General features: G+C 70.1%; 12 protein-coding genes. 5 read left to right on the forward strand and 7 right to left on the reverse strand.

Translation table 11 applies throughout. The annotated features are described in order from the left end of the window. Positions 1-73: 73 nt before the first annotated feature. Together ABD663_RS14240 and ABD663_RS14245 are read left to right on the forward strand one after the other, a co-directional pair. Entirely contained in the window at positions 74-1,159 is a 1,086-nt protein-coding gene (locus tag ABD663_RS14240; protein WP_344739665.1) for a hypothetical protein, read from the forward strand. Between the two features lie 26 nt (positions 1,160-1,185). Then, entirely contained in the window at positions 1,186-2,205 is a 1,020-nt protein-coding gene (locus ABD663_RS14245; protein WP_344739667.1) for an alpha/beta hydrolase, read from the forward strand. Here the strand turns inward: ABD663_RS14245 and ABD663_RS14250 are convergent. Together ABD663_RS14250 and ABD663_RS14255 are read right to left on the reverse strand one after the other, a co-directional pair. After that, positions 2,127-3,824: an alkaline phosphatase D family protein gene (locus ABD663_RS14250; RefSeq protein ID WP_344739669.1), complete on the reverse strand. Its 1,698-nt coding sequence runs from the start codon at positions 3,822-3,824 to the stop codon at positions 2,127-2,129. The genes ABD663_RS14245 and ABD663_RS14250 overlap by 79 nt on opposite strands. Before the next feature lie 67 nt (positions 3,825-3,891). Then, the gene (locus ABD663_RS14255; RefSeq protein WP_344739671.1) at positions 3,892-5,430 is read right to left on the reverse strand and encodes an FAD-dependent oxidoreductase; all 1,539 of its coding nucleotides are present in this window, start codon (positions 5,428-5,430) and stop codon (positions 3,892-3,894) included. A 66-nt stretch (positions 5,431-5,496) separates the two neighbouring features. On the opposite strand from ABD663_RS14255, the gene ABD663_RS14260 reads away from it, so the two are divergent. The 3 genes from ABD663_RS14260 to ABD663_RS14270 are packed head-to-tail and all read left to right on the forward strand — an operon-like array spanning position 5,497 to position 7,379. Then, positions 5,497-6,072: a helix-turn-helix domain-containing protein gene (locus ABD663_RS14260; RefSeq protein ID WP_344739673.1), complete on the forward strand. Its 576-nt coding sequence runs from the start codon at positions 5,497-5,499 to the stop codon at positions 6,070-6,072. Between the two features lie 21 nt (positions 6,073-6,093). Beyond that, positions 6,094-6,411: an ArsR/SmtB family transcription factor gene (locus tag ABD663_RS14265; RefSeq protein WP_344739675.1), complete on the forward strand. Its 318-nt coding sequence runs from the start codon at positions 6,094-6,096 to the stop codon at positions 6,409-6,411. Then, positions 6,408-7,379 carry an arsenate reductase ArsC gene (locus ABD663_RS14270; RefSeq protein WP_344739677.1) on the forward strand — a complete coding sequence of 324 codons (972 nt, stop codon included), beginning with the start codon at positions 6,408-6,410 and terminating at the stop codon, positions 7,377-7,379. The genes ABD663_RS14265 and ABD663_RS14270 overlap by 4 nt, the downstream gene beginning before the upstream one ends. Here the strand turns inward: ABD663_RS14270 and ABD663_RS14275 are convergent. The 5 genes from ABD663_RS14275 to ABD663_RS14295 all read right to left on the reverse strand — a co-directional run bounded on the left by ABD663_RS14275 (position 7,361) and on the right by ABD663_RS14295 (position 11,826). Beyond that, a complete protein-coding gene (locus tag ABD663_RS14275; protein ID WP_344739679.1) occupies positions 7,361-8,059 on the reverse strand; it encodes a winged helix-turn-helix domain-containing protein in 699 nt (232 codons plus the stop codon). The two genes, ABD663_RS14270 and ABD663_RS14275, sit on opposite strands and share 19 nt — an antisense overlap. Further along, positions 8,056-8,886, reverse strand: coding sequence for a phosphate ABC transporter ATP-binding protein PstB (gene pstB, locus ABD663_RS14280; protein ID WP_344740254.1), 831 nt, complete (start codon positions 8,884-8,886; stop codon positions 8,056-8,058). Before pstB ends, ABD663_RS14275 begins: the two co-directional genes overlap by 4 nt. A gap of 45 nt (positions 8,887-8,931) precedes the next feature. Then, positions 8,932-9,849, reverse strand: coding sequence for a phosphate ABC transporter permease PstA (gene pstA / locus ABD663_RS14285; protein WP_344739681.1), 918 nt, complete (start codon positions 9,847-9,849; stop codon positions 8,932-8,934). Next, positions 9,849-10,793, reverse strand: coding sequence for a phosphate ABC transporter permease subunit PstC (pstC, locus tag ABD663_RS14290; RefSeq protein WP_344739682.1), 945 nt, complete (start codon positions 10,791-10,793; stop codon positions 9,849-9,851). Before pstC ends, pstA begins: the two co-directional genes overlap by 1 nt. Before the next feature lie 64 nt (positions 10,794-10,857). Next, positions 10,858-11,826 carry a PstS family phosphate ABC transporter substrate-binding protein gene (locus ABD663_RS14295; protein ID WP_344739683.1) on the reverse strand — a complete coding sequence of 323 codons (969 nt, stop codon included), beginning with the start codon at positions 11,824-11,826 and terminating at the stop codon, positions 10,858-10,860. Positions 11,827-11,931 lie beyond the last annotated feature (105 nt).

Consider the following 11,931-nt stretch of genomic DNA (forward strand, 5'->3'; position numbering starts at 1 on the left):
CGCGCGGGTCGGCGTGCAGGACGCGACGAGATGCGCCGAGCGGCGCTCGATCATCCCGTGTCATGATCGACGGATGCGGCGCCCTCTCGTGCAGGTATCGCTCGGCTCGCTGGCGGTCGCGACCGTGCTGCTGGCGGGTTGCGACGCCGCGCCGCAGGAGGCGGCGACGGAGTCGCGTGCGCCGACGGTCAGCTCCGCACCGTCGCCGACGCCCACCGAGTCGGCCGACGAGGGCCCCGGCAGCCGGTTCGAATTCGCGTGTCCCGACTTCACCGAGACGATCGCCGAGCTCCTCGGCGGCGACGTGCAGCTGGATGCCACGGTCCCCGAGACCGCCGGCGGACCCCGCTGGCTCGGCGGACCGGCTCAGTACGCGATCCCGCAGCTGGGGGGTCTGGTGTGCGAGTTCGGGGGTGCGCAGGACGGGTCGGGGTCGAGCGCGACGATCTTCGTCGTCCCCGACGGCGCCGGGGCGATCACCGCCCGCGCCGAGGTCTACGGTGACGGCGAAGAGCCGCGATGCTCTCCGCTGCTGGAGGACTTCTCCTGCACGTGGGTCGATCTCGTCGCCGGCTCGTACGCCGAACTGAGATCCAGCGGCATCGCCGTCGATGACGTCGACGAGGCCGAGGCCCGTCTCGACGCGGCGATCAGCGGCATCCGGAGCTATCTCGTCGCACTGCCCGCGTCGGACGACCGGTGGGCTCCCCCCACGGAGACGGTTGCGATCGCCGAGGGATGCGGCGGGATCCTGCCCCCTGAGGCGCTCGCCGGAGCCCTCGGTTCGCCCGAGCTCGCGATCGGGTTCCCCGCCGGCGGCTGGTCGATCGAGGCCTGGACGCTCGTCGACGAATGGGACGCGCTGCCGTGCTACTACTACGAGGTCGGGGTCGACCCGTTCACGTCGAGCGTCGGCGAACTCACGTTCCTGCCCGGCGGAGCGTGGGCGTTCGTCAGCGCAGTCCGCGGCACCCCCGTCACGCTGCCGGGCGAGGACCACGCCGCCGTGTCGTGCGGCACGAGCGAGGAGTGGGCGTGCACGATCGACGTCCTGGCGGGCGGCAGCTGGCTGCGGTGGGCGACAGATGTCGAACCCGACGACCCGCCGGAGTACGCCGCGGCGATCGCGGCGACGATCGTGGCCGGGGTCCGCGGCTGACGACGCTGCTCTCGTAGGGTGGCTCTATGACGGATGAGTGGCGACCCGATCTGCTCGGGGTCGGCTTCGAGCAGCTGTCGCTCCCCCTCGGCGCTGATGTCGAGGGCCCGGTCGGCGCGACGCTCGTGCGCCGGCTGCCCTCGCCCGCTCGCCGGTTGCTCGGCCCGCTGCGCGACGTCGACGTCCTCGCCGTCCACGGCTGGTCGGACTACTTCTTCGACGTCGAGCTCGCCCGGTGGTGGACCGACCGCGGTGCGCGGTTCTTCGCGCTCGATCTGCGCAAATACGGGCGCAGCCTGCGCGACGGCCAGACGCCCGGCTACGTCGACCGTCTCGCGGAGTACGACCCCGACATCGATGCCGGCCTGGCGGCGATGGGACACGCGCCGGATGCCTCATCCCACCGCCGGCTCGTGCTGCTGGGTCATTCCACGGGCGGTCTCACGCTCTCGCTGTGGGCGGCGCGTCACCCCGGTCGGGCGGCCGCCCTGGTGCTCAACAGTCCTTGGCTCGAATTCCAGCTCGGCGCGATCGGGCGTCAGGCGATCGCACCGCTGGTGGGTGTGCGCGCCCGGTTCGATCCGCGCGGCACGCATCCCGTCGTCGACCTCGGCTTCTACACGCGCGCACAGCGTGAGCTCGGCGTCCTCCCGGCCACCGGCTACCGCGAGGACTGGCGGCCCGCCCAGGGCTTCGCCACGCACCCTGGCTGGCTGCACGCGGTGATCGCCGGCCATGCCGCGGTGGCGGCAGGCATCGACGTGGGGTGCCCGGCGCTGGTGCTGCTGTCGACCCGTTCGACGCCGCCCGTGCAATGGGACGACCGTATGACCTCGACCGACTCGGTGCTCGTGGTCGATGAGATCGCGCGTGCGGCGTCGAGGATCGGCAGGCGGGTCACCCTCGCCCGCATCGACGGGGCGATCCACGACGTGTTCCTGTCACGGCCGCAGCCGCGCGCCGAGGCCTACACCGCCATGGGGGACTGGCTGCGGGGTCTTCCCCGCTCTTCCCGCCGTGCGCCGAGTTCGAGCCTCGCGACCTGATCGATGCGCGGATGCAGATCGTCGCCGTCGTCGACGCGTCCCGCGTGCCAACTCAGATCGAGGCCGTCGGGCCGCTCCTGGAGCACCGACAGGTTGTTGTCGAACCAGGGGCCGGCGATCGTGTTCCAGGTGAAGGGCGGGTCGGGAACCTTCGCCGAGCGCGCCGCGAGCGCGCCGAAAGGGGTCGCCACGCCGTACGACATGACCACCGAGAACCAGCGCATGACGATGGGAAGCGGGTTGCGCACGGGTGAGCACACCGCTTGCACGATCCTGCTGCCGCGGTCGCGGGCGATCTCGGCGACGTACGAGTAGTGCACGTCGCCGGACAGCACGGTGACGGTCTCGGGCGCACGTCCGCGCTCGCCGTCGGCCACTTCGGTGAGCGACGTCGCCATCGCCCGGAAGCTGTTCTGCCACGCCGCCCAGTGCTCGAGATCGACCATCTGCCGCAGCCGCTCGCCGATCCGCGCGAACCATCGCCCCCAGGCCCCCTGGGCGAGCGCTTCGTCCCACGACTCGACATGGTGCAGACCCATGGGCAGCAGCAACGGCAGTGAGGTCGCCACCAGCAGGTGCCGCACATCGCCCCGCAACTGCTGGTCGACCCACGACCACTCGACGCGGTCGACGAGGGCCCGATCGCTCGGCGTGAGGTCGCGTGCGGCGCGCGAGTCGACGACGACGAGCCGGATGTCGCCGAAGTCCCGCGCGTAGCTGAACCGGTAGGTGGTCGGTTCGCGGTCGACACGGTCGGCGAAGGCGTCGAGGGCCTCGGTGACGTCGGGCTCGTCCGGTCCGTCATGCGCGGCGATGAGCTGCCAGATCTCGTCGTCCGCCCGTTCGCGGGGTGAGAGATTCCCGAGGTGCTGATACACCCAGTACGAGGCGAGACCGGCGACGATGCGCCCGTGCCACCACGAGGTCTGCTCCATCGACTTCTTCCACGACAACGACGCGTTCCAGTCGTCACGTACGTCGTGGTCGTCGAAGATCATGGCGCTCGGCACCGTCGACAGCAGCCATCGGTTCATCGGGTCCGACCAGGCCAGCCGGTAGAGGTGGGCGTACTCCTCGAAGTCCTTGAGCTCGGTGCCCGGAGGCTCGCGGATGTCGCGCTTGTCACGGATGAAGTCCTGCATCGCCTCGGTCGTGATGTCGGCGTAGACCTGGTCGCCGAGCAGCAGGATGAGGTCGGGGCGCAGTGCGGCATCCTCGGCCATCGCGAGCGCGAACGTGCGCATCGCGTCGATGCCGTGTCGACGGTTGCCCTTCCGGTCATGGGGCACGCTGGTGCGGCACGACCCCCAGGCCATCCGCAGTCGCGCTTTCGGATCGCGGGTGACGATGCGTGACGCGGGATGTCCGGCGTCCGGCGCGGGCCACACCGGCCGGTCGTCGACGACGATCTCGTACTCCTCACTTGTTCCCGGCTCGAGCCCGTCGAGTTCGACGAGGGCGTAGTGATGGCCATGAACGCCGAACGTGCGGGCGTTCCACTGGCGAGCGCCCATGCGCACCGTGACGATGACCGCGTTCGCGGTCTCGACCCAGACGGCGGCGGTCGTCTCATCGGTGTAGCGCAGCATCGGGCCGAGGACGAGGGGTGAGTCCGACATGCTCCCGTCTTATCGGGTGCACCGCCGACGTGCGGGATCTTGCGTGGGGACGCCCGGCGTGCAAGGCCTACCCGATCCGGCGCAGCAGGAGGATCCCGTCGTCGAGGTGCGCGGCCGATCCGTCGGGAGCCGTGGCAGCCCGGCGCCGCACCTCCACGATCTGGGGCGCCCAGGTCTTCGGGTCGAGACGGAGCAGCGCGAGATCCTCCTCGGGCGCGCGCATGACGGGGGCGTGGGCGGGAACCTCGCGCACCCAGGGCGGCGGGGCCGCGTGCGAGACGATGAGCAGCAGGCCGCCCGGCGCGACGCGGTCGGCCGCATCACGCAGCATCCGCGTGCGGGGGAAGTCGGGCTCCCACGAGTGCAGGAAGCTCGCGAGCACCAGATCGAAACGGTCCTCGACCGTCGCTGGTCCGTCGCCTTCGACGAACGTCGCTGCGACGCCGCGGGATGCCGCGAACTCGGCGGCGCGCCGCACCGCGGTGGCCGAGACGTCGACACCGGTGGCCTCCCATCCGTGCTCGGCGAGCCACACCACATCGCCGCCCTCACCCGAGCCGATGTCGAGCGCCGTTCCCGGGGGCAGCTCGGCGACGATCGCGGCGACCGAGGAGTTCACGCGACCCGACCAGAAACGGTCCTGGGCGGCGTAGCGGGCCTCCCACTCGGCGTTGCGTCGGGCCGTCCGCTCGGCCACGGCGAGGTCGAAGTCCTCGGCGGCGAGCATCGCATTGGCGCCCGCCCCGGCCATCGATCCCGCGCCCATCGCGACCGGCACGTTGGCGAAGGGCATGGTGGCGTTGCCGGCCGCGAACACGCGCGGGTGGCTCGTCGCGCCCCGCAGGTCGGTGACGATCGGCCCGCCGGGCTGGTCGCCGCGGACGAGGCGCAGCTGCTCGGCGAAGTCGAGGCCGAGCTCGGGCTCACCGCCCGTGAACAGTGCGTCGACGACGACCTCGCTCTGGTCCTCGGTGGCGATGACGAGTCCGTCCTCGCGGTGGGCCACTTCGCGGACGGGCGACGGTGCGATGGCGATGCCGCGGGCGGAGAGGCGCTCGAGGGCCGCCTCGTCGAGCGTGCCGGCTCGGGCGGTGAAGGCGGTGACATGATCGGAGAGCTGGCGCACCAGTTCGATCTGATGGATGCTCGCGATCGAGGTGGCGAGAACGCCGAGCCGCTGCCCGGCGACCTCCCAGCCGTGGCAGTAGGGACAGTGGAGCACCGAGCGACCCCACTGCTCGCGCAGACCCGGGATGTCGGGGAGGTCGTCGCGGACTCCGGTGGCGATCACCAGGGCGCGCGCGGTGTCGACGAGGCCGTCCGACCTGGTGACGCGCAGGCGGCCGTCGACCTCGGTGACGGCGACGACGGTTCCCGAGGCGAAGGCGACGTCATACCGGTGCGCCTCGTCTCTGCCTCGCGCGAGCAGTTCCGCAGGATCGACGCCATCGTGGCCGAGCACGCCGTGCATGTGGGCCGCGAAGCGGTTCCGCGGTCTGCCCGCATCGATCACGAGCACCCGCCGCCGCGAGCGCCCCAGCATCTGTGCGGCACTCAGGCCCGCCGCGCCGCCGCCGATGATCACGGCATCCCAGTCGTTCGTCATGGTCCCAGCGTGACGAAGATCCGCTTCGATCGGCAAGCTGTCTTGCGAAGATGGCAAACTGGTGCCATGGACACCGCTCTCGCACAGATCGGTCCCCGATTGCGCGCCGCGCGACGGGACCGCGGCTGGACGCTGGACGACCTCGCCGCGCGTGCCGGGATGTCGGCGAGCACCCTCTCTCGCCTGGAGTCGGGCAAGCGCCAGGCCAGTCTCGCGCTGCTGCTGCCGCTCACACGACACCTGGGGATGCGGATCGACGATCTGCTGCCCACCCCGCCGAGCGACCCGCGGGTGCGGCGAGCCGTACAGCGGCGCGACGGCATGGTCATCGCGCCGCTCACGCTTGAGCACTCCGCGGTGCAGACCTTCAAGATCACCTACCCGGCGACGGATGCGGCGCCCGCAGCACGGACTCATGAGGGGTACGAGTGGCTGTACGTGCTCAGCGGTCGCGTGCGCCTCGCTCTGGCCGGCCACGAGCACATCATCGAGCGGGGCGAGGCGGCCGAGTTCGATACGCGGATGCCGCACAGCATCAGCGCCACGAACGACGGGCCGGCCGAGGTCCTGAGCATCTTCAGCGCGTCCGGGGAGCGCATCCACACCCACGTCGGGCCGGGTGAAGGGACGGTCTCCGCCTGACCTTCGCATAGAATCCGGTCTATGCACGCGACCCGCCCGCTGCCGGAGCACAACGGACCGACGCTCGGACGATCGGCGGCCGAAGAGCTGTCCCGCACACTGCGGGTCGTCGCCGACCCGACACGGCTGCAGCTGCTCAGTGCGATCCTCGGTTCCACCGACGCCAGGGCGACGGTGGGGCAGTTGGCCGAGGTGCTGGGGCTGACCCAGCCGACCGTCACCCACCACGTGCGCATCCTCGTCGACGATGGCGTGCTCGTGCGGGAACCGGAGGGAAAGTTCGTCTGGCTCTCCCTCGACCCGCATCGGCGCGACGCGATCGAGGACCTGCTGCGATGACCGAGGGGGAGAAGCGCACGCATCGCATCGGCAGGCCCCTCGACCCCGGCGAGGCGGTCGCGCGTGCAGCGCAGGCGGCCGTGCTCGGTGACTCGATCAATCTCCGCGTGCTCAGCGCGATCGCCGCCGGCATCCATCCGGCCGAGCTCGCCGACGCACTCCACGTGGCTGCGGAGCGGGCGGCGACCGCGGTCGACGTGCTCGGCCGCGCGGGCATCGTGCAACGCGACGCCGACATCGGCTGGACGCTGACGGCGCACGGTTGGGTGCGGTTCGGGCGGTTGCTCATCGACGACCCCGCGTTGCGCGCGCTGCGCGAACGCCGCGCGCCCGTCGCGGCGCTGCCGACCGCCGTCGATGCGGTCGCGCGCGACCTCGCCTACCGGTTCGCTTCGACCTTCAGCGCCGAGACGGTCTCACGCTACGTCGCCGAGAGCTATCTGCTGCTCAGCCGCAGCGCCAACGTGAGGTCGCACCTGGCGACCCTGACGGCGCGCTATGCGGCGGAGCGACTCGAGGCTCTCGCTTCCGCAGAGGGCCTCGTCCTGCGCGGGACGCCGGAGGTGCTCTTCGTCTGCGTTCAGAATGCCGGTCGGTCGCAGCTGGCCTCCGCGTACCTGCGGCATCTCGCGGGCAACACGGTGCACGTGCGCACGGCGGGTTCGGCGCCGGCCGCCGAGGTCGACCCTCGCATCGCGCGCACGCTCGCCGAGGTCGGCGTACCGGCAGCCGACGACTACCCGAAACCCCTCACCGACGAGGTCGTGCAGGCGGCCGACTACGTCATCACGATGGGATGCGGCGACGCGTGCCCGGTCTACCCGGGCCGGAGATACCTCGACTGGCCGCTCGAGGACCCGCTCACCGTCGACGACGACGAGCTGCGTGTGATCCGCGATGAGGTGAGGCTGCGGGTCGTCGACCTGATCGCAGAACTCGGTCTGGCCCCTCAGCAGGCGAGCCGGTAGCCGACTCCGCGCACCGTCTCGATGGGCGACGCGCCATTCGAGCCTGGGTCGAGCAGGCGGGTGCGCAGCCGGCTGACCGCCACGCGGATCGCCGCGAACGGGTCGGCCGTGCGCCCCGCGTACTCGGCGGCGAGCTCTTCGAGTGTCGCCAGATGGGGGTGCGAGCGGACGAGCGCCTCGAGCACGGCGAACTCGCGCAGCGTCACCTCGACGGGCTCGCCGCGCCACGTCACCCGGTGGCTGCGGGTGTCGACGGTGAGTCCGCCCACCGAGAGGATCTCGTCGCCGACATGCGGCGCGGCCGCATGGGGAAGACGGCCGATGGCCGCGCGCAGGCGGTCCGGCGTGAGCGGCAGCATGACGGTCGTGCGAACCCCCGCGGCGAGCGCCACGCGGACGGCGTCGACCGCCTCGGCGTCCGACAGGCCGAGGATGACCGAGTCGGGGCAGACCGCGAGAAGCAGATCGAGGGCGTCCGCGAGCGGCAGGGCGCTGAAGTCGCTGGCGAGAACGACGATCGTCCCCGGATCATGGGCTGCGTCGACCAGCGCATGGAGGGGGTCGGCATGACAGGCGATCGAGATCCCGGCGTGCCGGTACTCGGCCGGGCGACCGCGCACCGCGGCATCCGGCCCCAGCAGCAGCGCGCGCCGGGTGCCGTCGACCGCGAGGGGCCTCATCCGAACCGGCCGCTGATGTAATCCTCGGTGCGCTGGTCGGCGGGCTGCTCGAACAGCTTCGAGGTGAAGTCGTACTCGACCAGCACGCCGGTGCGGTCGCCGGTGGTGTCGTCGGCGAGTGCGGTGAAGAACGCCGTCCGGTCGGCGACGCGCGCCGCCTGCTGCATATTGTGCGTGACGATGACGATCGTGTACTCGTTGCGCAGCTCGTGCATGAGGTCTTCGATCTTCGTCGTCGCGATCGGGTCGAGCGCCGAGCATGGCTCGTCCATCAGGATGACCTCGGGCTGCACCGCGATCGTGCGCGCGATGCACAGACGCTGCTGCTGGCCGCCCGACAGCCCGAACGCCGACTGCTTGAGCTTGTCCTTGACCTCATCCCACAGCGCAGCCTTGGTGAGGGCCTCCTCGACGAGGTCGTCCATCGACGACACCTTCATGCCCGTGACGCGTGGGCCGTATGCGATGTTGTCGTAGATCGACTTGGGGAACGGGTTGGGCTTCTGGAAGACCATGCCGATCCGGCGACGCACCTCGATGGCGTCGACGTCCTTGCCGTAGATGTTCTCGTCGTTGAACATGATCGTGCCCTCGACGCGCGCGCCTTCGACCAGGTCGTTCATGCGGTTCAGAGAGCGCAGCACCGTCGACTTGCCGCAGCCCGAGGGGCCGATGAGCGCGGTGATCTCGTGGCGATGGAACGCGAGGCTGACGCCGGTGACCGCACGGAACGAGCCGTAGAAGATGTTGACGTCGTTGCAGTCGAGCACCGTGGGCGGGTCGTAGTCCGCGTGCGCGGTGCGGCTGAGCGCGTGGTCGAAGTGCATGCTGGGCTGAGCGCCGCTGATGTCGTTCATGATGGGCCTTTCGGGTCACCAGCGCTGCTGGTAGCGGTTTCGGATGAAGATGGCCAGCGCGTTCATCGCCAGCAGCACGATCAGCAGCACGATGCTCGTCGCGGCGGCGAGCTCGTGGAAGCCCTCCTGCGGGCGGCCGGTCCAGTTGAAGATCTGGATCGGCATGGTCGTGTAGCCGCTCTGCAGGCCGTTCGGATCGAACCGCAGGAAGACCAGGCCGCCCAGCAGCAGCAACGGCGCGGCTTCGCCGAGCGCGCGCGAGAGGCCGAGGATCGACCCGGTCGCGATGCCGGGCAGAGCCGCCGGCAGCGTGTTGCGGAACACGGTCTGCAGCGGCGTGGCGCCCAGCGCGAGCGAGCCCTGGCGGATCTCTGCCGGTACGGCACGCAGGGCCTCGCGGGTCGCGATGATGATCACCGGCAGGATGAGCATGCTCAGCGCGAGTGCACCCACCCACACCTGGTTCTTGTTGACGACGCCGAAGAACCCGAGCGCCGCGAGGGTGAGCATGCCGTAGATGACCGACGGGATCGCGGCGAGGTTCTGCACGTTGAGCTCGACACCGCGGTTGATCCAGTTGTTCCGGTCGGCGAACTCCTCGAGGTGGATCGCAGCGGCGACGCCGATCGGCAGTGTCATGACCGCCGTCGTGCCGATGACCCACAGCGAGCCGAGGATCGCGGGGCGGGCACCGGCGTCATCCGGGTTCGACGACGGGTACTCCGTGAACAGTCGCGAGTCGAGCCGTCCGTTCCCATCGATCCAGATGGTCACCAGCAGCACCGTCAGGAACAGCAGGGCGAACAGCAGGCAGAACCACAATGCGACCAGGAAGATGATCGAGCGCGGGCTCGACTCGCCGCCCTTGGCGCGACCGCGGATCGACTGTTGCATGACGCCGCCGATGCCGCGGGTCTTCGTGGACGTGGACATCAGTAGGCCTCCCGGAATCGACGCACGATCGCGATGCTGACGAAGTTCACCAGGAGCGTGATCAGGAACAGGAGCAGACCGACCGCGAACAGGGTGTCGTATTCGAGCGAACCGACCGGCGAGTCGCCGAGCGCCGCCTGTGCGATGAAGCCGGTCATGGTCTGGCCGGCTTCGAGCGGGCCGGTGACGATGCGGGCCTGCTGGCCGGCGGCGAGTGCGACGATCATGGTCTCGCCGACGGCGCGCGAGATGCCGAGGACGACCGCGGCGATGATGCCGGACAGCGCGGCGGGGAAGACGACGCGCACCGTCGTCTGCATCCGGTTCGCTCCGAGTGCGGCCGAGCCCTGGCGCAGGGCGTTGGGCACGGCCGACATCGCATCCTCGCTGATCGATGCGATGGTCGGGATGATCATGACTCCCATGACGAAGCCGGCCGACAGGACACTGAACGAGCCGGTGTCGAGCTGGAGCCAGTCGCGCAGGACGGTCGCCTGCACGAACTGGACGGCGAAGTAGCCGTAGACGACGGTGGGGATGCCCGCGAGCAGCTCGAGGATGGGCTTGAGGATCTTGCGGGCTCGGTGGTGCGCGTATTCGGAAAGGAAGACGGCGGCGCCCAGACCGAAGGGCACGGCGACCAGCAGCGCGATCGCGGTGGTCCACGCGGTGGCGGTGACCAGAGGGACGACGCCGAACGAGGCGTCGGCGAAGCGCGGCGCCCATCGCGTTCCGAAGAGGAACTCGGTGACCGGCACCTGGGCGAAGAAGCCGATCGAGGGGATCAGCAGCGCCACCAGGATGCCGGCGGTGATGACGATCGTGAAGATCGCGGCGAGCCGGAACAGCAGCCGGATCGCGAGATCCAGAGGCCGGGGCTTCGCGTGAAGGCTGGATGGTCCGCGGTCGACCTTGCGGTGGCGCGCGGTGGAGAGAGTGGTCATGGGGCTCCTCGATCGAACGGCCGGGGGCGGAGGGGTCTCCGCCCCCGGCCGTGTCGGATGGGCGTCAGCCGATCAGGCTGGCGAGCTCCTCCTGAGCGATCGAGACCTGCTCGTCGGTGAGGGGCACGAACAGCGCGGCCTGGGCGACGCTCACGGCGTTCTCGACGTAGTAGTCCACGAAGGTCTGCACCTCGGGCTTGTCTGCGTACGAGGCGTTGCTGACGTAGATGAACAGCGGGCGGCCCAGCGGCGTGTAGCTGCCGTCCTGCACCGTCTCGGTCGAGGGGTAGACGCAGCCGTCGCCGCCGTCGACCTCGAGGCCCTTGAGGAGGTCCATGTTCTCCTCGAGGTAGCTCAGGCCGAAGTAGCCCATCGCGCCGAGCTCGCCCGACACGCCCTGGATGGTGACGTTGTCGTCCTCCGACGGGCTGTAGTCGGTGCGGCTCGCGCCCTCTTCGCCGTTGATCACGTCGGTGAAGTAGTCGAACGTGCCCGAATCGGTGCCCGCACCGTAGAGCGTGAGCGGCTCGTCCGGGAACGAGGGGTCGACCTGGTTCCAATTCATGATCTCGCCCTCGGACTCGGGCGACCAGATGGTGTTGAGCTGCTCGACCGTGATGCAGTCGATCCAGTCGTTCTCGGGGTTCACGACGACCGACAGTCCATCGTTCGCGATCACGATCTCGGTGAACTCGATGCCGGCGTCGGCGCAGGCCTCGGCCTCTTCGTCCTTGATGGGACGCGACGCGTTGGAGAGGTCGGTCTCGCCCGCGCAGAAGGTCTTGAAGCCGCCTCCCGTGCCGGATGTGGCGACGGTGACCTGGATCTCGGGCTCGACGGACGCGAACTCGGTGGCGGCGGCCTCGGTCAGGGGAGCGACGGTCGACGATCCGTCGGAGGCGACGGTTCCGCCCATGGCGGAGCCCTCCTCGCCGGTGCCTCCGGCCGACGACTGGCCGCCGCAGGCGCTGAGCGCCAGGGCTCCGCTGAGCAGCAGGGCGGTAGCTGCGAACTTGGCTGTGGTTGTGTTCACGGTGCGCTTTCGTTCAGGGCCTTTCGGCCTTGTTCGAGCTCGCCGCAGATGGCGAGTCAGATAGATGGGTTTCTATCCGTGTTAGATAGAAGCGTCTCTATGTGA

The organism is Microbacterium awajiense (assembly GCF_039536545.1).
GTDB classification, from domain to species: Bacteria; Actinomycetota; Actinomycetes; order Actinomycetales; family Microbacteriaceae; genus Microbacterium; species Microbacterium awajiense.